General features: G+C 73.3%; 17 protein-coding genes and 1 pseudogene. 9 read left to right on the forward strand and 9 right to left on the reverse strand.

Features of this window, described 5'->3' with window-relative positions:
* The first annotated feature begins 17 nt into the window (after positions 1–17).
* On the forward strand, positions 18–896 hold the full coding sequence (locus BLU42_RS15140; protein ID WP_091076015.1) for an SDR family oxidoreductase: 879 nt from the start codon (positions 18–20) through the stop codon (positions 894–896).
* A gap of 16 nt (positions 897–912) precedes the next feature.
* Here BLU42_RS15140 and BLU42_RS15145 read toward each other — a convergent pair whose 3' ends face one another.
* The 7 genes from BLU42_RS15145 to purF form a co-directional block, all read right to left on the reverse strand.
* Positions 913–2547 (reverse strand): glycoside hydrolase family 13 protein, encoded by a 1635-nt coding sequence (locus BLU42_RS15145; RefSeq protein WP_091076018.1) that lies wholly within the window; start codon positions 2545–2547, stop codon positions 913–915.
* The gene (locus BLU42_RS15150) at positions 2544–3806 is read right to left on the reverse strand and encodes an NAD(P)/FAD-dependent oxidoreductase (RefSeq protein ID WP_231918607.1); all 1263 of its coding nucleotides are present in this window, start codon (positions 3804–3806) and stop codon (positions 2544–2546) included. The genes BLU42_RS15145 and BLU42_RS15150 overlap by 4 nt, the downstream gene beginning before the upstream one ends.
* A 79-nt stretch (positions 3807–3885) precedes the next feature.
* Complete coding sequence (locus BLU42_RS15155) at positions 3886–4854, reverse strand: alpha/beta hydrolase (protein ID WP_091076026.1); 969 nt, start codon at positions 4852–4854, stop codon at positions 3886–3888.
* A gap of 7 nt (positions 4855–4861) precedes the next feature.
* On the reverse strand, positions 4862–5722 hold the full coding sequence (locus BLU42_RS21170) for a DUF4870 domain-containing protein (protein ID WP_197680458.1): 861 nt from the start codon (positions 5720–5722) through the stop codon (positions 4862–4864).
* 51 nt (positions 5723–5773) lie between these two features.
* A complete protein-coding gene (locus BLU42_RS15165) occupies positions 5774–6013 on the reverse strand; it encodes a DUF3073 domain-containing protein (protein WP_091076030.1) in 240 nt (79 codons plus the stop codon).
* Between the two features lie 154 nt (positions 6014–6167).
* Positions 6168–7247, reverse strand: a complete 1080-nt coding sequence (purM, locus tag BLU42_RS15170; protein ID WP_091076033.1) for a phosphoribosylformylglycinamidine cyclo-ligase — start codon at positions 7245–7247, stop codon at positions 6168–6170.
* Positions 7244–8800, reverse strand: coding sequence for an amidophosphoribosyltransferase (gene purF / locus BLU42_RS15175; RefSeq protein ID WP_091080683.1), 1557 nt, complete (start codon positions 8798–8800; stop codon positions 7244–7246). The genes purM and purF overlap by 4 nt, the downstream gene beginning before the upstream one ends.
* A 65-nt stretch (positions 8801–8865) precedes the next feature.
* Between purF and BLU42_RS15180 the strand changes: the two genes are divergently transcribed.
* Complete coding sequence (locus BLU42_RS15180; protein ID WP_091076037.1) at positions 8866–10233, forward strand: 8-oxoguanine deaminase; 1368 nt, start codon at positions 8866–8868, stop codon at positions 10231–10233.
* Positions 10234–10346: 113 nt separating this feature from the next.
* Here the strand turns inward: BLU42_RS15180 and zwf are convergent, their stop codons facing one another.
* Positions 10347–11780: a glucose-6-phosphate dehydrogenase gene (zwf, locus tag BLU42_RS15185; RefSeq protein ID WP_172825883.1), complete on the reverse strand. Its 1434-nt coding sequence runs from the start codon at positions 11778–11780 to the stop codon at positions 10347–10349.
* A 302-nt stretch (positions 11781–12082) separates the two neighbouring features.
* On the opposite strand from zwf, the gene BLU42_RS15190 reads away from it, so the two are divergent.
* The 7 genes and pseudogenes from BLU42_RS15190 (at position 12083) to BLU42_RS15220 (ending at position 23362) form a co-directional block, all read left to right on the forward strand.
* Positions 12083–13081, forward strand: coding sequence for a Gfo/Idh/MocA family oxidoreductase (locus BLU42_RS15190; RefSeq protein WP_091076041.1), 999 nt, complete (start codon positions 12083–12085; stop codon positions 13079–13081).
* Positions 13078–14115 carry a Gfo/Idh/MocA family protein gene (locus BLU42_RS15195; protein ID WP_091076045.1) on the forward strand — a complete coding sequence of 346 codons (1038 nt, stop codon included), beginning with the start codon at positions 13078–13080 and terminating at the stop codon, positions 14113–14115. Before BLU42_RS15190 ends, BLU42_RS15195 begins: the two co-directional genes overlap by 4 nt.
* A 187-nt stretch (positions 14116–14302) precedes the next feature.
* On the forward strand, positions 14303–17158 hold the full coding sequence (locus BLU42_RS15200) for a hypothetical protein (RefSeq protein WP_157719994.1): 2856 nt from the start codon (positions 14303–14305) through the stop codon (positions 17156–17158).
* Positions 17159–17229: 71 nt separating this feature from the next.
* Positions 17230–17418 (forward strand): hypothetical protein, encoded by a 189-nt coding sequence (locus tag BLU42_RS15205; protein ID WP_157719995.1) that lies wholly within the window; start codon positions 17230–17232, stop codon positions 17416–17418.
* Positions 17415–18422, forward strand: coding sequence for a hypothetical protein (locus tag BLU42_RS15210; protein ID WP_091076057.1), 1008 nt, complete (start codon positions 17415–17417; stop codon positions 18420–18422). The genes BLU42_RS15205 and BLU42_RS15210 overlap by 4 nt, the downstream gene beginning before the upstream one ends.
* Before the next feature lie 79 nt (positions 18423–18501).
* Positions 18502–22758, forward strand: a complete 4257-nt coding sequence (locus BLU42_RS15215; protein WP_091076060.1) for an FtsK/SpoIIIE domain-containing protein — start codon at positions 18502–18504, stop codon at positions 22756–22758.
* Positions 22759–22770: 12 nt separating this feature from the next.
* A pseudogene (locus tag BLU42_RS15220) lies at positions 22771–23362 on the forward strand (DUF4291 domain-containing protein).
* Between the two features lie 131 nt (positions 23363–23493).
* Here BLU42_RS15220 and BLU42_RS15225 read toward each other — a convergent pair.
* Positions 23494–23838 (reverse strand): hypothetical protein, encoded by a 345-nt coding sequence (locus tag BLU42_RS15225; protein WP_091076061.1) that lies wholly within the window; start codon positions 23836–23838, stop codon positions 23494–23496.
* Positions 23839–23979 lie beyond the last annotated feature (141 nt).

Raw genomic sequence — 23979 nt, forward strand, 5'->3', positions numbered from 1 at the left:
GGGGGTAAGAAGGCTGCATGACCCTGATCAACCCCGTCACGCAGTACCCGTCGAACACCGAGGAGCAGTCGCAGCCGGCGCCCGGCCTGGACGCCGACATGACGCCCAAGGCCGACCACGGCGAGGGCTCCTACGTCGGCAGCGGCAAGCTGGCCGCCCGCAAGGCGCTCATCACCGGCGCCGACTCCGGCATCGGCCGGGCCACCGCGATCGCCTTCGCCCGTGAGGGCGCCGACGTCGCGCTCAACTACCTGCCCGGCGAGCAAGAGGACGCCGACGACGTCGCCAAGATTATCGGCGAGGACGGCCGCAAGGTCGTCCAGCTGCCGGCCGACGTGTCCGTCGAGGAGAACGCCCGCAAGGTCGTCACCGACGCCGTCGAGCAGCTCGGCGGGCTCGACGTCCTGGTGATCGTCGCCGGCAAGCAGCAGTACGTCGACGACCTCGCCGACGTCACGTCGGAACAGTTCGACCAGACCTACAAGACCAACGTGTACGCGCTGTTCTGGATGGTCCAGGAGGCCCTGAAGCACCTGCCCGCAGGCTCGAGCATCATCACGACCTCCTCGATCCAGGCCTACAGCCCGAGCCCCGGCCTGGTCGACTACGCCAGCACCAAGGCGGCGATCAACACCTTCAGCAAGGCCCTCGCCCAGCAGGTCGCGCCGAAGGGCATCCGCGTCAACGTCGTGGCCCCCGGACCGGTCTGGACCCCGCTGCAGGTCACCGGAGGCCAGCCGACCGAGGCCCTCGGCGAGTTCGGCCAGCAGACCCCGCTGGGGCGCGCCGGCCAGCCGGCCGAGATGGCCGCCGCGTACGTCTACCTCGCCTCGCCCGAGTCGAGCTACGTCACCGGCGAGACCCTGAACCTCAACGGCGGGATGCCCACCCCCTGAGGCTCCTCCTCCCGGGTCAGCCGTCCGCCGCTCGGCGCCACCACACGGTGGTGCCGGGCGGCACGGCCCGGCCCGCGCCGGGGTCGCTGCTCAGCAGCACCTCGGCCCCGGCCGGCAGCGCGACCATCTGCGTGGACGCGTTCGCCGTGACCGAGACCCCCGCGGACTCGAAGGCCAGCACGGCGTCGCCGGGCGCCGAGCGCCAGGTCAGCTCCCCCGCCCCCAGCTCCAGCGCACGGCGCAGCCGCAGCGCGTCGGTGTAGAGCGCGAGCACGGAGCCCGGGTCCTGCCGCTGGCGATCACGCGCCAGGGGTGCGTACGACTCGGGCTGCGGCAGCCACGGCCGACCCGCGCCGAAGCCCAGGTGGGGCTCGTCGGCCACCCACGGCATGGGTATGCGGCAGCCGTCCCGGCCCAGGTCGACCCCGCCCGTCCGCGCGAACGCCGGATCCTGCCGGTCGGCGTCGGCCAGGTCCACGTGCTCGGGCAGGCCGAGCTCCTCGCCCTGGTAGACGTACGCCGAGCCCGGCAGCGCGAGCATCAGCAGCGCGGCCGCCCGGGCCCGCCGCAGGCCTGCCTCGGCGTCGGGCTGCGCCGTGCGCGGTCCGACCCGCCGCGGGGCCTCGCCGGGCGGGAAGCCCAGCCGGGTCGCCACGCGCAGCGAGTCGTGGTTGCCGAGCACCCAGGTGGACGCGGCGCCCACCTCGCCGTACGCGACGAGGGTCTCCTCGATCACGGCACGCAGCGCCGGCCCGTCCCACGGCGCGACGAGGTAGGGCCAGTTGAAGACCTGGTGCAGCTCGTCGGGGCGGACGTAGCGCACCGCCCGCGGGACCGGCACGTTGACCTCGCCGCAGAGCATCCGCGGCCGCCGCTCGCCCGTCGTCGCGTACTCGTCGGCCAGGGCGCGCCAGTGCCGGTGCAGGTCGTGGACGCCCTCCTGGTCCCAGTACGGCGCCTGGGCCTTGGCGCCCGAGGCCAGCGGCGAGGCGGGGAAGGACGGGAAGCGGGGATCCTTGACCAGGCCGTGCCCGACGTCGATGCGGAAGCCGTCGACGCCGCGGTCGAACCAGAAGCGCAGGACGTCGTCGAACTCGGCCACGACCTCGGGCGAGGACCAGTTCAGGTCGGGCTGGGAGGAGTCGAACAGGTGCAGGTACCACTGGCCGTCCTCGACCTGGGTCCACGCGCTCCCGCCGAAGACCGAGAGCCAGTCGGTCGGCTCGTCGCGGAAGTGGTACCGCGCGCGCTCCGGCGAACCCGGACCGGCGGCCAGCGCCGCGGCGAACCACGGGTGGGCCGACGACGTGTGGTTGGGCACCACGTCGAGCAGCACCCGCAGCCCGAGGGCGTGCGCCCGCTCGAGCAGGGCGTCGACGTCGAGGAGCGTCCCGAAGAGCGGGTCGACCCCGCGGTAGTCGGAGATGTCGTAGCCGGCGTCGACCTGCGGCGACGGGAAGAACGGGGTCAGCCAGACGGCGTCGACCCCGAGGTCGGCCAGGTCGTCCAGGTGCGCCGTGACGCCGCGCAGGTCGCCGAGCCCGTCACCGTCGGAGTCGGCGAAGGAACGCGGGTAGACCTGGTAGACGACGGCGGAGCGCCACCAGTCCCGACCGCCCGCGGCGGCCGGGACCGTGAGTCCTTCGGTCAGCCCCGGCTGCCGGCGCGGAGCTTCGGCGTCTCCATCACGTCACCCACGATGGCGTTGCTGCGGCGCGGCAGCAGGTAGCGCGAGGTGAGGCTGAGCAGGGTCTGGACGCGGTTGCGGCCACCGAGGATGTAGACGATGTGCAGGCCGATCCAGCCGAGCCAGGCCAGCACGCCCTTGAGCTTGAGGCCGAACGGCGTCTGCAGCACGGCGTCGCCGCGACCGATCGTCGCCATGGTGCCCTTGTTGTGGTACTCGAACTTCTCCGTCGGCACACCGCGGTGCAGGCGGGCGATCTGGCGGGCGACGAAGTGGCCGCCCTGGATCGCCGGCTGCGCGAGCTGCGGCAGCGGGTTGTCGACGGTGAGGCTCGCGTCCCCGGCGGCGAAGATGCGCTCCTCGCCCATCACGCGCAGGTCCGAGTTGACCTCGATGCGGCCACCGCGGCCGATCGGGATGCCCCACTCGCGCAGGATCGGGTTGCCCGAGACGCCCGCGGCCCAGATGACCAGGTCGACCGGCATGGACGAGCCGTCCTTGAAGTCCACCTTGTCGGCGTGGACCTCCGAGATCGCCGTGTTGAGCTTGACGTCGACCCCGCGCTTGATGAGCTCCTCGAGGGCGTACTTGCGCAGCGAGTCGTCGAAGGGCGCGAGCACGAAGGGCGCCATCTCCACGAGGACCACGTGCACCTGGGCCGGGTTGAGCTCGGGGTAGGTCTTGGGCAGGGCCTCCTGCTTGAGCTCGGCCAGCTGCCCGGCCATCTCGACGCCGGTCGCGCCGCCACCGGCGATGAGGACCGTGAAGCCACCCGTGTTCGGGTGCGACTTGCCGGCGATGATCTCCATGCTGCCGAAGATCGTGTCGCGCACCCGCAGGGCCTCGGCCCGCGTGTACATCGACATCGTGAACTCGGCGGCACCCGGGATGCCGAAGTGGTTGGTCGTGATGCCCGTGGCCAGGACGAGGTAGTCGTAGCCGATCGTCACGCCGTCGTCGCAGACCACGCGCTGCTCGGCGTGGTCGATGCCCGTCACCGAGCCGCGACGGAACCGCACGCCATGGTGGCGCGCGGCGAAGTAGCGCAGCGAGTAGGTCACGTCACCGGCGTTGAGGCCTCCGGTCGCCACCTGGTAGAGCAGCGGCTGGAACGTGTTGTACGGGTGCCGGTCGACGAGCGTGACCCGGAACCCCTCCTTGGCCAGCTCGCTGGACGCCGACAGCCCGGCGAAACCTGCACCCACCACGACGACATGCGGCATCTCAGTCACCCGCCTATCTAACCAGCCCCACGGGAACCGACGAAGCGCGCCCGCTCGTTGGTAGATGTCGCTCGCGGCCTCAGGCCGCTGTCTCGGGCACGTAGCCGTGCACGAACCGGCTCATCTCCTCCAGCACCTGCTGACGCACCGCCGGGGCGGAGAGCACCAGGTCGTGCATGCCGTCCTCGACGCGGACGACCGTGACGCTGCGGCCGAGGCGGACCGCGCGGGCGGCGATCTGCTCGACGTCGAGGACGGTGTCGACGACGCGGAGGTCCTCGCTCCAGCGGCGGGCGAAGCTCGTCCGGGTCGAGGCGAGCGTCAGCACAGGGACCTCGATGCCGAGCCCGGCGGCCACGCGCCGCTGCCCCTGCAGGACCGCACGGAGCCAGCCGACCCGGATCGGCGGGCCGGGCGAGAGCTTCATGTCGAGGTCGTAGTCCCACTCCCCCTCGAGCGTGCGGTGGAGCGTCCGCGCGTAGTGGCCCGGGTCGGCGGCGCGCAGGACCGCGTACGGGTTGCGGGCGCCGAGCGCGTCGATGACCGGGGCGCCGAGCGCGCGCACGAGGGCGGAGCCCTGCAGGTCGAGCCACGGCGAGTTCAGGACCAGCGCGTCGACCACGCCCGGGCGCCGGGCCGCCCACAGCGACGTCACCAGGCCGCCGGTGGAGTGGCCCATGACGACGAGCTGGTCGTGCTCGGCGCGGATCAGCTCCGCCGCGGCGTCCAGCTCGGCGTCGTAGTCCCCCAGGTCGGTGGTGAAGCCGCGCAGGTGGCCCACCCGGGCGCTGCGCCCGTAGCGACGCAGGTCGAGGGCGTAGAAGTCGAAGCCCAGGCCGGCCCAGTGGTCGGCGAGGTGGGTCTGGAAGAAGTAGTCGTTCCAGCCGTGGACGTAGAGGACGGCGCGGCGGGAGGGCGACGGGGCGTCGCGTCGCACGAGCGTGGCGACGACCTCGACGTCCTCCGGCTCGCCCGGGTAGCGCGCCGCGTCGGGCAGCGCGATCTCGGTCGAGACGTAGCCGTCCAGCAGGTCGGGGTCCCAGGGCACGGAGGTGCTACTTCACCAGCCGCCAGTTGAGCGGGTAGCGGTAGACCTCGCCCTTGTTCGACGCCACCGCGGCCAGGATGCACAGGACCAGGGCACCGACGCCGGCGACGAGCAGGATGAACGCGCCGACGAAGACGGTCGTCAGGACGATGCCGACGACGTACACGATGCTGTAGAGGATCGAGAAGTTCAGCGCCTCGGTCGTCGCGGCCTTGAGGAACGGGCTGCGGTCCTTGAGGACCAGGTAGGCCACGAGCGGCCCGACGAAGGTGAAGAACGGGATGCTGATGTGGGTCAGCGTCGCCCAGAGCCGCTGGTCGCTGTCGGCCATTGGCGCTGGCGGCTGACCCGGCTGGGCCGGGTACGGCTGCTGCCCGGGGTAGGGCTGCCCGGAGTAGGGCTGCCCGTACCCCGGCTGCTGCCCGTAACCCTGCGGCTGGCCGCCCCACGGCTGCTGCTGGCCGTAGCCCTGCTGGCCGTACGGCGCCTGCCCGTAGCCCTGCTGCCCGTAGGCCTGCTGCCCGTACGGCTGCTGCCCGCCCTGCGGGGGATAGGGCTGCTGGCCGTAGGGCTGCTGCCCGTACGCCTGCTCGGGCGGCTGGTAGCCGCCGCGGCCGGTCCCGGGTGCGGGAAAGCCCTCCTGGGCGTACGACGCCTGACCGTGGTCGGGCTGGCCGTACTGCTGCGGCCCGGGTCCCTGCACCGGCGCCGACTGACCGTCCGCCGCAGGCGGCTGGTAGCCGGTCGACGGCGGCTGCCCGTACTGCTGGGCGCCGCTCGGCACGTCGTACGGCTGGCCGTGGGCGTGCTGGACGCCGTCCTCCGAGGAGGACGGGTCGTCAGGCCGGGGAGCAGGGTTCTCGCTCATGGCGACCAGGGTAACGGTGGCCCAGGTCGCCGGGCCCGAGGTCAGGCTGGGTCAGCCGGACTTGCGGAGCTCCGTGTAGCCGTCGTCGTCCTCGTCCCAGGAGCGAGGTCGGTCCTCGTCGCTCTCGTCGGCGTCCGGGGACTCCTCCGCGAGGTCCGCGTACGCCGGAGGCACCTCAGAGCCTTCGTGGCGGAGCTCAGCGGCGAGCGACCCGAAGTCGGTGCCGAAGGAGCGGTACTTGAGTTCGCGAGCGACCTTGGTCTGCTTCGCCTTTGCACGGCCGCGCCCCATTGGGTCGACCCCCTCGCTTTGTCAGCCGGCGGCTGGGCCGCGGCTCCATCTGGTCAATGTCGTGCCGCAGAGACTACGCGATGGACATGACAAGGCAAAGCAACCGCCCGTCGGCGGGACTGCAACCTCGATCACGCCGGGCGGCGCGCGACCCTCAGGAGTGCGCGCCGACCAGGCGTACGCGGGCCTGGTCGGGACCGCTCGCGGCGTCCACGGAGCCGCACACCCACGCCCGCAGCCCGCGGCGTCCGAGCACCTCGACGGCCTCCGCCACGCCCGCCTCCGGCAGCACGGCGACCATCCCGACGCCCTGGTTGAGCGTGGCCTCGAGGTCGGGCTCGCTCACCCCGCCGAGGTCGCGGACCATCCCGAAGACCGGGGCCGGGGACCACGTCGAGCGCTCGATCGTCACCGTGCACGAGTCCGGCACGACCCGCGCCAGGTTGTTCGCGAGACCGCCACCGGTGACGTGGCTCATCGCGTGCACCTCGACGGCGTCGATCAGCGCCAGGCAGTCGCGCGAGTAGATGCGCGTGGGCACGAGCAGCTCCTCGCCGACGGTGCGCCCGAGCTCGTCGACGTGGCGGTCGTAGCCCCAGCCGGCCTCGCGGAGCACGTGGCGCACGAGCGAGTAGCCGTTGGAGTGCAGGCCCGACGACTCCATCGCCAGCACGACGTCGCCCGGCCGCACGCGGTCCGGGCCGAGGATGCGGTCGCGCTCCACGACGCCGGTCGCGGCCCCCGCCACGTCGTAGTCGTCAGGGGCGAGCAGGCCCGGGTGCTCGGCCGTCTCGCCGCCGAGCAGCGCGCAGCCGGCCTCGGCGCACGCCTCGGCGATGCCCTTGACGATCGCCGCGATCCGCTCGGGGACGACCCGGCCGCAGGCGACGTAGTCGGTCATGAAGAGGGGCTCGGCCCCGCAGACCACGAGGTCGTCGACGACCATGCCGACGAGGTCGAAGCCGATGGTGTCGTGCACGCCCATCGCCTGGGCCACCGCCACCTTGGTGCCGACGCCGTCGGTCGAGGTCGCGAGCACCGGGTGGGCCATCCGTGCCAGCGGAGCGGCGTCGAAGAGCCCGGCGAACCCGCCGAGCCCGCTCATCACCTCGGGGCGCCGGGTCTTGGCGACCCAGCCCTTCATCAGCTCGACGGCCCGGTCGCCGGCCTCGATGTCGACGCCGGCGGCCGCGTACGCGCTCGGCCCGCCCGGCGACGCTGCGGGGCCCGTCACGGCCGGCTCAGCGCGTCGGCGGCACCCACGCCCGCGACGGCGGTCTCGAGGCCGTCCACGTCGGTGCGGCCCTCCTGGCGGGCGCCGTCCTCGAGGATGCTCTTGCCGAGCCGCTCGGCCAGCGGCAGCTCGACCGGGTAGACCCCGTCGAAGCAGGCCCGGCAGAGCTGGTCCTTGCCGCGGTTCGTCGCCGCGACCAGCCCGTCGAGGCTGACGTAGCCGAGCGAGTCGGCGCCGATCGAGCGGCAGATCTCCTCGTCGGTCAGCCCGGTGGCGATCAGCTCGGCGCGCGAGGCGAAGTCGATGCCGTAGAAGCACGGCCACTTCACCGGCGGAGAGGAGATGCGGACGTGCACCTCGGCCGCGCCGGCCTCGCGGAGCATCCGCACCAGGGCGCGCTGGGTGTTGCCGCGCACGATCGAGTCGTCGACGACGACCAGGCGCTTGCCGGCGATCACGTCGCGCAGCGGGTTGAGCTTGAGCCGGATGCCGAGCTGGCGGATCGTCTGGCTGGGCTGGATGAAGGTGCGCCCGACGTAGGAGTTCTTGACCAGGCCCTGCCCGTACGGGATCCCCGACGCCTCGGCGTAGCCGATCGCGGCCGGCGTGCCCGACTCCGGCACCGGGATGACCAGGTCGGCCTCGGCCGGGTGCTCACCAGCCAGCGTCCGGCCGACCTCGACGCGGACCGAGTGCAGCCGGCTGCCGTTGATCAGGGTGTCGGGCCGGGCGAGGTAGACGTACTCGAAGAGGCAGCCCTTGGGGTCGGGCGTGGCGAAGCTGCGGGTGCGCAGCCCGTTCTCGTCGATGCTGATGAGCTCGCCGGGTGCCACCTCGCGGACGAAGGAGGCGCCGACGATGTCGAGGGCCGCGGTCTCGCTCGCGACGACCCAGCCTGACTCCAGCCGGCCCAGCACCAGCGGCCGGATGCCCTGGGGATCGCGGGCGGCGTAGAGGGTGTGGTCGTCCATGAAGACGAGGCAGAAGGCGCCGCGCAGCCGCGGGAGCACCTGCATCGCGGCCTCCTCGGTGCTGGAGCCCGGGAAGGTCGCCATCAGCGCGGTGATGAGCGCGGTGTCGGTCGTCGCCTCGTGGAGCAGCGAACCGGGGACGAGCGAGTCGTCGGTGTCGCGCTCGGCGAGCCACGACTGCAGCTCGAGGGTGTTGGTGAGGTTGCCGTTGTGGCCGAGCGAGAGGCCGCCGGTCGCGGTGCTGCGGAAGGTCGGCTGCGCGTTCTGCCAGACGCTCGCGCCGGTCGTGGAGTAGCGGCAGTGGCCGATGGCCAGGTGCGCCCCGCCGAGCGACTCGAGCGTCGACTCGTTGAAGACCTGGCTGACCAGCCCCATGTCCTTGAAGACCATGGTCTGGCTGCCCTTGACCACCGCGATGCCCGCGGACTCCTGGCCGCGGTGCTGCAGCGCGTAGAGCCCGAAGTAGGCGAGCTTGGCGACCTCCTCCCGGGGAGCCCAGACCCCGAAGACGCCGCAGGCGTCCTGAGGACCGCGGTCCTGAGGGTCGAGGTCGTGGTTCAGCAGGCCGTCTCCACCAGGCACGGTCCCCATCGTACGGGGAGCGGGCCTGCTTGCCGACCGCCCGCGGGGTGCGCCAGAGTGCGCGGATGGTGCAGCCGGGCCTCGTCATCGACCACGCGCACGTCTACACCGCCGACGACCAGCGGCACGAGTGGGCCGACGGGCACGTCGTGGTCCGCGACGGCGTCGTCGTCGCGGTGGGCGACGGACCCGCCGACGCGTCGTGGACCGGGCCCCGGCTGAACGCCCACGGCTGCCTCGTGACTCCGGGGCTCGTCAACACCCACCACCACCTGTATCAGTGGGTGACCAGGGGCTTCGCCGTCGACGGGACGCTCTTCGAGTGGCTGACCACGCTCTACCCGGTGTGGGGCCACCTCGACGAGGACACCACCCGGACGGCGGCCACCGGTGCGCTCGCCACGCTCGCGCTGACCGGGTGCACGACCACGACCGACCACCACTACGTCTTCCCGCGTGCGGGCGGCGACCTGCTCGCTGCCGAGGTGGAGGCGGCGCGGACGGTCGGGCTGCGGTTCCATCCCACGCGCGGTTCGATGGACCTCGGCCAGAGTCAGGGCGGGCTGCCCCCGGACCACGTGGTCGAGGACATCGACGCGATCCTCGAGGCCTCGGCGTCGGCGGTCGACCGCTTCCACGACCCCTCGCCGGCCTCGATGCTGCGGATCGCCCTGGCGCCGTGCTCGCCCTTCTCGGTGACCGCCGACCTGCTCCGCGCGTCGGCCGAGCTGGCCCGCGAGCGCGGCGTACGGCTCCACACCCACCTGTGCGAGACGCTCGACGAGCAGGACTACTGCCGCGAGCACTTCGGCTCGACCCCGGTCGAGTACATGGAGTCGCTCGGCTGGCTCGGGCCTGACGTCTGGTACGCGCACGCCGTCCACCTCGACGACGCCTCGATCGCCCGGATGGCGGCGACCGGGACCGGGGCCGCCCACTGCCCGTCGTCGAACGCGCGGCTCGGCGCCGGGATCGCGCGGGTGCGCGACCTCGGGGACGCAGGCGTGCCCGTCGGGCTCGGCGTCGACGGGGCCGCCTCGAACGAGGCCGCCTCGATGTGGGAGGAGCTGCGCCACGCCGTGCTCTTCGCCCGGGCCCTCGGTGGGCCTCAGGCGCTCGGCGTGCGCGACGCCCTCGACCTGGGCACGCGCGGCGGCGCCCGGGTGCTGGGCCGGGAGGCCGAGATCGGTCAGCTGGCGGTCGGGTTCCAGGCCGACCTGGCCGTCTGGGACCTCTCGGGCCTCGGCCACGTCGACGTGGCCGACCCGGTCGCCGCGCTGGTGCTGGGCAGCCAGCCGCCGCTGCGGCTGCTGCTGGTCGGCGGCGAGGCGGTCGTCAGCGGCGGCGCGCTGACCACGGTCGACCCCGAGGCCGTCGCGGCGGAGGTGGCTGCCTCGAGCCGGGCGCTGCTGGAGCGGGCCGGCGTGGCCTGAGCGGGAGCCCGCGCTGACATCGGCTCACTCGATGACGTGCCGCGGCCTCGACGAGCGTGACCGCTCGCGTCAGCCGCGATCGAGTGAGCCGATCTCAGCAGCGACCCGCGTCCTCAGCTCTTCTTCGTCCGCCAGGCGCGCTCGAAGGGCAGACGCCAGGCGTGCGGGGCGATGAGCTGGTGGATCGCGTTGGGGCCCCAGGAGCCCGGGGCGTACGGCTTCACCGGTGGCGGGTTCCGCAGCAGCGGCTCGGACCGCTCCCACAGCGACTCGATGCCCTCGGCGGTGGTGAAGAGCGTGTGGTCGTCGCGCATAGCGTCGAGGATCAGCCGCTCGTACGCCTCGAGGACGTCGCCGGCCTGGTCGGTCTCCTGGGTGGAGAACTGCATGCTCAGCTTGTCGAGCTTCATGCCCGGGCCGGGCCGCTTGCCGTAGAAGGACAGCGACACCTTGGACTCGTCGGCCAGGTCGAAGGTGAGGTGGTCCGGGCCCGACGCGCCGACGCCGGAGCCCTGCGGGAACATCGACTTCGGGGCCTCCTTGAACGCCACCGAGATGATGCGCTGCCCCTCGGCGAGCCGCTTGCCGGTGCGGCAGTAGAAGGGGACGCCGGCCCAGCGCCAGTTGTCGATGCCGGCCTTGAGCGCGATGAAGGTCTCGGTGTCGGAGTCGCGGGCGACGCCGTCCTCCTGGCGGTAGCCGGTGTACTGCCCGCGCACGACCTGGTTGGGGTCGAGCGGCAGCATCGAGCGGAAGACCTTGTTCTTCTCCTCGCTGATGGCCCGCGGCTCCAGCGCGGTCGGCGGCTCCATCGCGACGAAGGCCAGCACCTGGAAGAGGTGCGTCACGACCATGTCCTTGTACGCACCCGTCACCTCGTAGAAGGAGGCGCGGCGGTCGAGGCCCAGGGTCTCGGGGATGTCGATCTGGATGTGGTCGATGAAGTTGCGGTTCCAGATCGGCTCGAAGAGGCCGTTGGCGAAGCGGAAGGCCAGGATGTTCTGGGCCGCCTCCTTGCCGAGGAAGTGGTCGATCCGGAAGATCTGGCGCTCGCGGAACGTCTCGTGCAGCTGGTCGTTCAGCGTGATCGCGCTCTGCAGGTCGGTGCCGAACGGCTTCTCCATGACCACCCGCGAGCGCTCCACGAGGTTGGCGTCGCGCAGGGTCTGGATGACGGCGGGCGCGGCCACGGGCGGGACGCTCAGGTAGTGCAGGCGGCCCACCTCCCCGCCGAGCTTCTCCTCGGCGAGCTTGACCGCCTCGCGCAGGCCGTCGGGACCCTGGCTCTGGGGCACGTAGGTCAGGCGCTGCTTGAACTGCTCCCACTGCTCCGCGGTCAGCGGGTGGTGGGTGAACTCGTTGACCGCCTGCTTGGCGAAGGCGCGGAACTGGTCCTCGTCGAAGTCCTCGAGCGAGGTGCCGATGACCTGGATGTCGGGCGCCAGCGCGGAGAGGGCGAGGTGGGCCAGGCCCGGCAGCAGCTTGCGGCGGGCCAGGTCGCCGGTCGCGCCGAAGAGCACGATGACGTGCGGCGAGATCGCCTCCATCCCGTTGCGGGTCGCACGAGCGCCGATGGCGGGGTAGGCGATGGTCTGAGCCTCGAGGGTCACGTCGTGATGTTCCCACCCCTGATCGGCGACAAACAAGGACCCGGGGCCGCCCGCGCCGGGCCGTTCCACGATCGTCACGCCGCCCGTCACACCGCCGTCACCGCCCGTACGCGGGCCGCGCGGCCGTCCGGCGGCACGCGTCGGCCCCGCCGCTCCTGCCCGCGGACGCGCCGCTACGGTTTGTCGTGACAAATAGGCCGAGGTGGCCGGAGCAGGTCGGGACGCGAAGGAGCGGTGACGTGGTCGTACGGGTGGGGATCGTCGGGGCGGGGATCATGGGCGCGGACCACGCGCTCACGGTGCAGCGGTTCGTGTCGGGCGCGGAGGTGTCGCTGCTCGCCGACCCCGACCTGCAGCGGGCGGGCGCCGCGGCGCAGGCGGTCGGGGCACGCGCGGTCGACGACCCCTTCGGTCTGGTCGCCTCCGACGAGGTCGACGCCGTCGTGGTCGCCTCGCCCGACGCCACCCACCCGGCGCTGGTCCGCGCGTGCGTCGAGGCCGGCAAGCCGGTGCTCTGCGAGAAGCCCCTCTCGCCCACCCTGGCCGACTCCGCCGCGCTGCTCGACGACCTCGGCGAGCGCGCCTCGCTGGTCTCGCTCGGCTTCATGCGCCGCTTCGACCCCGGCTACACCGACCTCCGCGCGACGCTGGCGGCGGGCACCGTCGGCGCGCCCGTCCTCGTCCACAGCACCGGGCGCGGCGTCTCCTCGGCCCCGGGCGCGACGTCGGAGTCCGCGGTGACGAACTCCGCCGTCCACGACCTCGACATCGTCGCGTGGCTGCTCGGCTCCCCCGTCACCGAGGTGAGCTGGCACGCCCCCCGCCAGACCTTGGCCGCCGCCTTCGCCGACCCGCAGCTGGTCCTGCTGCGCACCGCCGACGGCGTCCTCTCCACCGTCGAGATGTTCCTCAACGCCCGCTACGGCTACGACGTGCGCTGCGAGGTCGTCGGCGAGTCCGGCACCGCGAGCCTGCGCGAACCCGCCCGTACCGAGGTCGACACCGCCCTCGCCCACGGCCACGCGTACGGCGCCGACTGGCGCCCGCGCTTCGCCGACGCCTACCGCCTCGAGCTGCAGGCCTGGGTCGACGGCCTCGGCGGGGGCGACGCAGGGCCGCTGGCCAGCGCGCACGACGGGCTGGTCGCGAGCGCCGTCGCCGACGCGGTGATCACCTCGATGCACACCGGTGGAGCCTGGACCCCGGTCCAGGTGCCCGCGGTCGGCAGCGTCGCGTGAGCCCGACCGCCGCCACGTCGCTGCCCGCCTCGCGGGTGCCGGACCCGCGGGAGGCGCCCGCGCTGCGCTGGGGCGTCGTCGGCACCGGCTGGATCGCCGAGCGCTTCGTCGCCGCGCTGCAGCGGCTCACCGTCCAGGAGGTCGTGGCCGTCGGGAGCCGTTCCGAGGCGTCGGCACGGGAGTTCGCCGGGCGGTTCGGCCTCACGCACGCGCACGGCTCGTACGAGTCGCTCGTGGCCGACCCGGACGTCGACGTCGTCTACGTGGCGACGCCGCACAACCGGCACCGACCGCACGCGCTGCTCGCGCTCGAGGCCGGCAAGCACGTGCTGGTCGAGAAGCCGATCGCGCTCAACGCCGCCGAGGCCCGCGAGATCGCCGACGCGGCCGCCGCCCGCGGGCTCTTCTGCGCGGAGGCGCTCTGGTCGCTGTTCACGCCCAAGTTCGACGTCGTGCGCCAGGTGCTCGACTCCGGGCTGCTCGGTGACATCAGCAGCGTGGTCGCCGACAACGGGGAGTGGTTCGCGCCCGACCACCGCATCCAGCGCCACGACCTGGCCGGCGGGCCGTTGCTCGACCTGGGCACCTATCCGCTCGCGCTCACGCACTGGGTGCTCGGGTCGTCCACCGACGTGCTCGCCCGCGGCACCGACGCGCCGAGCGGGGTGAACGGCCAGGTCGGCGCGCTGCTGGGCTTCGAGGGCGGCGCCCGTGCCGTCGTGCACACCTCGATCCTGGCCAACACCCCGGTGGCCCTGACCATCGCGGGGTCGGAGGGTTCGCTGGAGGTGCCCGGCGTCTTCTACCGGCCCGGGCCCTTCTCGGTGGTGCTCACCGACGGCACCCGTCTGGACTACGACGAGACGGCCATCGCGTACGACGCCCTCGCCCACCAGGCCGCGGAGGTCGCGCGCAGGGTGCTCGCCGGGGACACGGAGACGCCCGTGCGCCCCCTCGCCGACTCGATCGCGACCATGGCGCTGATCGACGCCGTGCGCGCCCAGATCGGTCAGGTCTGGGACGAGGAGCGCTGAGGGCGGCTCCCCGCACGTCCCCTCACCGCAGGTCCCGCCGCCGCGAGCCGACCTGGACCTCCAACAGGAAAAGGTCCTGTGGATATCTCCCGTTCCGTTCGTGCGGTGACCTCCGGGCTGCTTACCATTCCCCCGCCTGGACCTCGTGGAGGACGGACCTGGCGTGTCCATCGGAAGGAAAGTGCTCGTGGCTGGCGGTTCCGCCCTCCTCAAGAAGCGTCCGCTCGTGCTCGGTGCCGTCGCCCTGGTGCTCGCGCTCGCGCTGGCCGCCCTGCTCGTGACGAAGCCGTGGGCCGGCACCAAGACCCGTGACGACGTCGCGGCCCCGGCCGCCGGCGACCGGGTGCTGCAGTCGGTCGACGTGACGATGCAGGGTGACGGTTCGCTGACCCGGGTCGGCGACACCGTGGTGATCGCCCGCGCCTCCGGCGGGCAGGCCGACAGCTACTCCACGACGTACGACCCGACCAAGGTCGTCGACCAGCTCCCGGTCCGGATCCTGACCTCCTACCAGACGGACAAGGGTTCGGGGACCGACCTGGACGACCTCGAGGGCTACACGGGTCGTGTCTCGATCAACCTCTCGGTGCAGAACCTGACGGTGCGGCCGCAGGAGATCACCTACGACTCCGCCGGCCGGTCGCGCACCGCGACGGCCCAGGTCGGCGCCCCCCTCACCGTGGTGGCCTCCGCCGCGCTCCCGGGCATCGACCCCGCCACCGTCGTCACCGCGTCGACCGACGCCACGACGGCCCCGGGCGAGGACGCCGGCTCGACCAACGGCGTGCTCAGCCGCTCGACCGACGGCACCACGCAGGTGCAGTGGGCGAGCATCCTCGCCCCGCCGCAGCTGAGCCCGACGGCGACTTTCCGCGTCGTGCTCGACGCCAAGGACCTCGTCGTCCCGACCCTCGACGTCAGCGTGCAGCCCGGCCTGGTCACCGACCCCTCGGTCGGTGCTCTCATCGACTCGGCCTTCAACCCCAAGAACTCCTCCGAGCTCGCCCTCGAGACCCGCACGATCAAGCTCATCGGGGACGTGAACGACGTGCTCGGCCGCGCGAGCGGCACCATCTCCGGCGTCCGCAAGACGCTCGACGCCTCCTCCGAGACGCTCGGCACCAAGACGGTGCAGTCGCTGACCGAGGACACGAAGACGATCAGCACCTCGCTGAAGACCTCCAGCGAGGACATCGACGCGCTGGGTGACGACCTCAAGGGCTCGCTCACGACGACCCAGTCCGCGACGCTGCAGCGGATGTCGGAGACGGTCTCGGGGCTGCAGGACCTGATCGGCGACACCTCGGCGCCCGCGCCGAGCGTCTCGACCTCGGGCACCGGCTGCGCGACGACGGTCAAGGCCTCCGGCGGCGACGGCGTCTACGGCAACCTGCTCCGGGTCACCGCGCAGCTGGAGGCGTACGCCGCCTCGACCGAGGCCTGCAAGACCGAGCTGCAGGGCTCGATCACCTCGACCATCGGGACCGTGAACACCGACGGCACCGCCGCCGACTGCGCCGACACCGACACCAGCGTCGTCTGCTCCCTGCAGCGCGCGCAGACGCAGTTCACCGACGCGGTCGACCAGGTCAACGACTCCGTCGACCGCGCGCAGGCCGCGGCGACCGTGCTCGACCCGGGCACCGCGGGCGGCTCGGCCGCCCAGCTCCAGCAGGTCTCGAACCGGCTGGCCGCACTCGTCGACGGCCTGCTCGGCGACGAGGCGTCGAGCGACGAGGGCAAGGCCCTGCAGGGCCGGGTCGACGTCACCCGGCTGGCCATTATCGAGCAGGCGCTGGCCGCGGCGACCGACACCACCCCGGCCGACGGGCAGCCGTCGCTGGCCACGGTGGACGCGACCCTCGGCCGGGTGACGACGGCGCTGCAGCAGATCAACACCACGGCCACCACGAACCTCACCGAGCTCGGCGCGACGAGCACGCAGAACGCGGCGCTCGCCGCGCAGCTCTGCACCTTGGGGACGGCCGGGCGCCTCACCCAGGTCGAGGTGAACGCCCTGCGCGGCTACCTGACCGCGACGCGCTGCGAGGGCGCCGACGAGACGGACCCGGCCACCGCGCCGACTCCGCCGCCCGGCGGCCGCTCGATGGCGGCTCGCCTCGACGCCCAGGAGACCGCCTGGCGCACGCTGCGCGACCAGACGAGCGCGGACGGCACCCTGCTGACCGAGCTCGCGGCCTCGCGTACGAGCCTCGGGGCGGTCGTCGACCGCCTGGACGAGGCACGCACGTCGCTGGCCGACGACCGGACCACGCTCGCCGACGTGCTGGGCGACATCAACGACGCGCGCAAGGAGGCGGACGACACCGCGGAGGACCTCACCTCGCTCAGCGACCACGTCACCGGCGTCGAGGGCCGCTACTCGGCCGCCCAGTCCGCGCTGACCGCCGCCCTCACCGACGCCAAGACGGCGGCCTCCACCGCGCAGGCCGTCGACCTGCAGCAGGAGATCAAGGACGTGGCCGCCCAGGGCGTGCAGTCGAACGAGGACCTCGAGAAGGCCTTCACCAGCTCCTCCCAGGGCCTGGCCGCCGCCGCGGACGAGCTCCGCGACGGCACCGCGCGCACGCTCAAGCAGCAGCAGAGCGAGCTCGCCTCGTCCGAGAGGGAGAGCGAGGAGGAGCTGAGCAGCCGGACCGAGGCGGGCCTGCGGACGATCGCCGGCAGCGTCGGCTCCGCGACCCGCGACATCGACAGCACCCGGACGACGCTGACGGCCGACCTCAACAACGTGCTGCTCGACCTCGGCAACCCCGACCAGCCCGGCAAGGGCCTGCTGGGCACCCTGGGCAAGAGCGCCCGCGCGGCGGACTCCGCCGACTACCAGCTCGGGCTCGCCTCCGACACGGTGAGCTCGTACTCCTCGGTCCGCAGCCAGGAGGTCGACGGCATCCTCCTGCGGCAGGCGCAGGCCGAGGCCGCCCTGCAGCGCCAGGCCGAGCTGCCCGCCTTCGCCACCGAGCTGCCCTCGAACGTCCAGCACCGCACCGTCTACCTCTTCCACCTGGGTGGAGACCGTTGACCGCACGCGCGGGCAGGGTCGCCCTCGCGGTCGCCGGCGGGCTCGTTCTGACGGTGGGCGCGGGGTGCAGCGTGAGCACCCCGCCGACCGGGCTGGCGCAGCCGGTGCCGGTTGAGCTGCGCGCCGACGTCCCCGGACGGCTGACCATCGGCGTCCAGCTGACGCTGACCGGCGCACCCGGCGAGGGCGCGGAGTGGCGTGACGCCGCGCAGGGCGCCGTCGTCGCGGCCCGGCGCTTCGCGCTCGGGGCACGGACGTGACCCTCGTGCCGGTCAACGACAAGGGCACGAGCGACGGGGCGACCGCCGCGGTCAAGCAGCTCGCCGGGCGCGACGTCGCCGGGATCGTGGTCGCGACCGACGGACCGCACGTCGCCGCGGGGCTGGCCGAGGCCGCGGCCGACTCGATCCCTGTCCTGCTGCCCTACGACCAGGGCGCCGGCGGCGCGGAGGGCCGGGCCTGGTCGACGGGACCCGGCCGCAGGGCCAGCGACGCCCGCCTGGTCGAGACGCTCGCCCAGCGGCGGCTCGACGCGCCCCTGCTCGTCGACGCGGGCGGCGGCCAGGTCACCGGCCTGGCGCCGCGCGAGATCGAGACGTACGCCGCGGGCGACGACGCCGCCGCGCTCGCGCAGCGGCTGGCCCGACGGCAGCGGCAGCTCGACACCGCCGTCGACAGCGTGGTCGTGTCCGGTCCTCCCGAGCTGCAGGCCCCCGTGGTGGCCGCGCTGCAGGGCAGCGGGATCGACGTCCCGGTGCTGCTCACCGGCTCCGCGCTGAGCCCCGGCTTCGCCGACGCGCTGGTGCAGGCTGGGGGCTCGCTCTCGGCGCCGCTGATCTCCGTCGGCCTGGACGACGGGGACGCGACGGCGCTCGAGTCCAACGAGGCCGGGCGGGCGCTGGCGGCGTACTTCTCCGCCCTGCAGCTGACGGCCGGCGACCCCGGCGCCAAGGACCTGTTCGGCGACCGGCCGTTCGCCGAGGTGGCCGGCGCCGCCGACGTCTCCAGCCACGACGCCGTCGTCGCCCTGGTCCGCGCCGCCGCGGTCGCCGGCAGCGCCGACCCCGCCAAGGTCGCCGCGGCTGTCCCGGGCCTGCGCCTGGGCGTCGGGGACGGTCTCGCCGGTCCCCCGCTCGACTTCGGCAGCACGGTGGCGACCGCGGACGGGTCCGTGGTCACCCTCGCGGCGACGAGCGTCTCCCCGGGGGTCCGGCCCGCGTCGGACGCACCGGCGCTCTACTGGTTCGAGAGCACCCGCCCCTGAACCGGCACCCGCGGTATCCGTCACACGAGACCCGCAGACTCTCTACGGTGGGACCAGCGACGAGCGAGGAGCAGACCCCGTGCACCTGGTGATCGAGGTCGACGGCACCCGCCGCGAGGTCGAGCTCGCCCAGGCGGCCGACGCGGCCACGCTGGCCGACCTCGTCGAGCACGCCTGCGGCGTACCCGTGCCCACGGACGTGCCGCTCTGGGTGGACGCCCGCCGCCACGAGGCCGGCGACCTGGTCCGCGACGTCGCGCTCATCGAGGGCAGCCGGATCGGCCGCTCGCCCGCCGAGGAGGCCGGGCCCGTCACCGGCTGGGCCGCGTCGCTGTCGGCCGGCCTCGAGGCCGGGTGGACGGTGCCGGTCCCGGTGGGACGACCCCTGCTCGTGGGCCGGTCGCCGCAGGCCGACATCACCGTCGACTCGCCCAGCGCCTCCTGGAGCCACGCCACCATCGAGGTCGACGGCGAGGTCCTGCGGGTGCGGGACGCCGGGTCGACGAACGGCACCTTCGTGGACGGGGAGAAGGTCGGCGAGGACGGGGCCACCCTCGACGACGGCGACGTCGTGGTGGTCGGCGGCGCCGCGGTGACCGTGTGGCGCGGCGCGGACGAGGCCCTCGCCCCCGCGCCGGGCACCCTGCACAACCTCACGCACGCGGCGACCGTGCCCTTCAACCGTCCGCCGCGCCCGGGCCTGCCGCCCGAGCCCACCGCGTTCGAGCCGCCGACCCGCAAGCCCGAGCCGCCGCCCGCCCGCTTCGGCATCGCGACGATCGTCGCGCCGCTGCTGATGGCCGGGGTGATGGTCGCCGTCATGCGCAACCCGGCCTTCGCCATGCTGGCGCTGCTCAGCCCGGTGCTCGTCCTGGGCACGACGGTCGAGCAGAAGCGTCGCCGCAAGAAGGACATCCAGGACAACGACAGCACGTTCGCCAAGGCCTTCGACGAGTTCAAGGACGACCTGGCCCAGGCGGCCGCCGTCGAGCGCGCCCGCCGCCGCGAGCTCGCCCCCGACCCCGCCCGTACGCTGCGCCGCGCCGCGCTGCCCACGACGATGCTGTGGCAGCGTCGCGCCGGGGCGAGCGACTTCCTCACCCTGCACGCCGGCGTCGGCAACGTCGGCTGGAAGCCGCCCGTCGACCCGGCCAACGTCAAGCGGTCCGGCGACGACGTCAAGCAGGTCGTCGAGGACGCCGTGCTCCCGGCGGCACCGGTCGACGTCGAGCTCACCGACGCCGGGGTCGTCGGCATCGTGGGCGAGCGGGCGGACGCGCTCGCCGTCGCCCGCAGCCTGCTGTGCCAGGCCGTCACCCACTGCGGCCCCGCCGACCTCACCGTCGGCGTCTTCTGCGACCCCGGGCGCGAGGAGGAGTGGACCTGGACCGGGTGGCTCCCCCACGTGCGCCGGCTCGGCGACGCTTCCGGGGGGCAGTGGCTCTCCACCGAGCGTGCCCGCAGCGAGTCGATGCTGCGCGCCGTGCGCGACGGGATCGAGTCCTTCCCGACCCCGGCCGTCCTGCTGGTGCTCGACTCCGACGTCCTCACCGAGGGCCGCGACGCACCGGCGCGCTGGCTGCTGGGCCACGGCCGGCCGCTCGACCGGGCGTTCGTCGCCGACAAGCCGCAGACCCAGGTGTCGGGCATCGTCATCGCCGCCACCGTGGAGCAGCTCCCGGCGGCGTGCACGACGGTCGTCGAGGTGGGGCGCGACGCCAACGGCACCGTCGCTCGCCCGCTCGACCGCGTCCGCATCGAAGACGTCGTCCTGGCCGGCGTCTCCGTCGACACCGCGCGGTCCTGCGCCGCCGACCTGGCGCGGTTCGACGACCCGGAGCTGTCGATCCCCGGGGCCTCGCTGCCGGGGCTGGTCCGGCTGCCGCCGCTGCTCGGCATCGACGAGGTCAACGCCACGGCCATCCGGCGCAGCTGGTCCTCCTCGACCCGCATCGACACCCCGCTCGGCGTGGGCGAGGACGGCGTGTTCGGCATCGACCTGGTCCGCGACGGGCCCCACGGCCTGGTCGGCGGGACGACCGGGTCGGGCAAGAGCGAGTTCCTGCGCTCGATGGTCGCCGGGCTCGCCGCGCGCAACGACCCGACGCGGCTGACCTTCATCCTCATCGACTTCAAGGGCGGCGCGGCGTTCAAGACCTGCGAGCGCCTCCCGCACACCATCGGCACGGTCAGCAACCTCGACGAGCAGCTGGCTGACCGCGCGCTGACCGCGCTGGAGGCGGAGCTGCGCTACCGCCAGGAGGTCTTCGCCCAGGCCGGCGAGGGCGTCGACAACCTCGACGCCTACCTGGCGACCAACCCCGAGGTGCCGATGCCGCGGCTGCTGCTCGTCATCGACGAGTTCGCCATGCTGGCCAAGGACTACCCCGACGTGCTCAAGTCGCTGGTCAGCGTCGCCGCGGTCGGTCGCACCCTCGGCGTCCACATGATCCTGGCGACCCAGCGCCCGGCCGGCGTGGTCAACGAGGACATCCTCGCCAACACCAACCTCCGGGTGGCGCTGCGCGTGCAGAGCCGCGACGACTCCAACAACGTCATCGGCGTGCCGGCCGCAGCCGCGATCGGGCGTACGCAGTGGGGCCGCGCCTACGTCAAGCTCGGCCAGGACGACATCTCGCCGGTGCAGACCGCGCTGGTCACCGGGCGCGCGGAGGCGCAGATGTCGCAGCTCGTCGACCTGCACCCGGTGCACTTCGGCCAGGACGTCCAGCGCGACAGCGGCACGACCACCCGCGAGGACGACGCGACCGACCTCGACCTGCTCATCGACGCGATCGTGGAGGCCAACGCCGAGCTAGGCTTCGCGCCACCCCGACCGGTCTGGCCCGAGGCCCTCGGAGAGCGGGTCGCCCTCACCGTCGCGGGCGAGGAGGCACCGGCGGGGATGCCCGGCGTCGGCGCCGTTCGCGGTTCGCTCGTGCAGTTCGCCGTCGCCGACGACCCGCGCCGCCAGCTGCAGCTGCCGGTCGGCTGGGACCTCGACCGCGGCAACCTGCTCGTCCTCGGCATCCCCGGCAGCGGCACGACCACCACCCTGTCGACGATCGCCCTGACGATGGCGGACGCCTGGTCGCCCGACGACCTAGACCTGCTGGTGCTCGACCTCGGCACCCGCGAGCTCGCCCCGCTCGGCGACCTGCCGCACACGGCGGCGTACGTCGGTGCCGGTTCGGGGACGCGGGAGCAGCAGGTGCGCTTCCTCAAGTTCATCCGCACCGAGCTCGACCGCCGCCGCGCGGCGCCCGGCCCGCACCGCAAGATGGTCATCCTCATCGACGGGCTCGGCGTGCTGAAGGACGAGTACGACGACTTCGAGGGCCTGCGGCTGCTCGACGGGCTCTACCGCGTCTTCTCCGACGGTCCCGACGTGCAGATGTGGACCGCGATCACCACCTCGCGCTCCAAGGCCGTGCCCAGCGCGGTCGAGGAGGTCGCGACGCAGCGGTGGCTGTTCCGTCTCGCCGACCCGTACGACTACAGCATCTCCGGCGTGCCGACCAAGCTCGCGCCGCCGCCGGTCCCGGGGCGCTGCGTCCTGGCCGAGACCAAGCTGCACGCCCACGTGGCCACACCGGACGGCACGCTGCAGGAGACGGTCGCGACGATCACGAAGCGGTGGGGCGACGTCACCCCCAAGGCTCCCGTGGTCGGCCAGCTGCCCACGTCGGTCACGATCGACGAGCTCGGCGTGCCCGCGCAGCTCGAGGTCGAGCCCTGGCGCCTGCCCGTCGGCATCCGCGAGTCCGACCTCGGCATCGCCGAGCTCGAGGTCTACGAGGGCGAGCACGTGATGTTCTGCGGGCCGGCCCGCTCGGGGAAGTCGACCCTGCTGCTCGCGGTGGAGGAGCTCGTCTCGTCCCAGGGCGTCGAGGTCTGGGGCGTCTGCGGACGTCGTTCGCCGATCGCCCAGGCCGGCCTGACGCGCTGCGCCGTCGGCGAGGAGGAGGCCTCGGCGCTGCTCGCCGCCGCGCGGGTGCAGACCGGCAAGCTGGTGCTGCTGGTCGACGACGCCGAGCAGTTCGCGGACAACGACCAGGCCTTCGCCGGCCTGCTGTCGGCCCGGACGACCGACCTGCTCGTCGTCGCGGCGGGACGTTCCGACGACCTGCGCACCATGTACTCGCACTGGACCAAGACCGTCCGCAAGGCCCGCTGCGGGGTGCTCCTGCAGCCCAACCTCGACTACGACGGCGAGCTGCTCGGGGTCACCCTTCCCCGCCGGGCGCCGGTCGAGATCACCCCCGGCCGGGGGTACGTGATCTCCAGCGGTTCCGTGGACCTGCTCCAGGCCGTGAGCCCGTCGAAGTCGGCCTGACTGGCGGCGTAGGTGACGACCCCGTTCCGGCAGGTCCGCGCGGACTTCGACGACGAGACCGTCGTCGTCTACCAGGCCTACCCTCGCGAGATCGCCGAACCGGCGGTGTCCGCGCAACGCTTCGTGGCGCCCTTCAGCCTGACGCGCATGACGTGGATCAAGCCGTCGTTCCTCTGGATGATGTACCGCTGCGGCTGGGCGACGAAGCCGGGCCAGGAGCGCGTCCTCGCGGTCCGCATCACCCGCTCCGGGTTCGAGGACGCCCTTCGCCAGTCGTGCCTCGGCCACTTCGACGCCGCCCTCCACCCCGACCGCGAGACCTGGCAGCGACGGCTGGCCTCCTCGCCGGTGCGCATCCAGTGGGACCCGGAGCGCGACCGCGCTCGAGCCGCTGCCCTGGCGCTCGTTGCAGGTCGGACTCGGAGCAGCGGTGGTGCCGGACTACGTGGACCGCTGGACCGTCAGCATTGAGGACGTCACCCCGCGCGTGGAGCGGCTGCGCGACCTGCCCGCCCGCGAGCGCACCGACCCCCGGGTCGAGCGTCCCTACCCGCTTCCGCCCGAAGTCGCCGCGGCGGTCGGTGCGGCAGGCGGACCGACCTGACGAGCCGGCTCCGCCACGGCACGAAAGCGCGGAGCAGGTCCACCAGCCCGCACCGGCACACCGCCGCCGGACGACACCGCGTCGAGGGCTGGGCTCGGGCCTCCTCCTGCGCCCGTACAGAGCCCGTGCCCTCAGTCCCAGACCAGCCCGTGCTCCTCGACGTGGGCGAGGAAGCGACGGGCGCACACCGTGCAGGCGAAGTCTCGCTGGGGGCGGAAGGGAGAGCGGATAACGGCCACGTCGGCAACGGGAATGCCGCACCAGGTCCGGTCCTCATGGACCCCGTGGGCGTCACCGGCAACCGCGTCGTCGCCGACCACGTGCACCCGGGCGTTCGGGCGAGGTCCCCGGTCGCCCTGACGGTGCCACGTCTCGGTCAGCTCGACGTCCTGCCGGTGCAGCTCGCGCTCGGCGGCGGTGAGCGGCCGCAGGTCGCTGCGCCGCACAGCAAGGGCCGAGATGAAGTCGCGCCTCATGCAGCGGACGCTAGCTCGACCTCACCTGCCAACCGAAGCGCCATACCTGCTCGACGACCCCGAGCTCCAGGCCGTCGTCGGCCAGCTGGTACAGCCAGGCACCCGAAGTCCCTGTCCTGGCACGGCGTTCCCACCGAGGAC

It is taken from the genome of Microlunatus sagamiharensis (assembly GCF_900105785.1).
Lineage (GTDB): Bacteria > Actinomycetota > Actinomycetes > Propionibacteriales > Propionibacteriaceae > Microlunatus > Microlunatus sagamiharensis.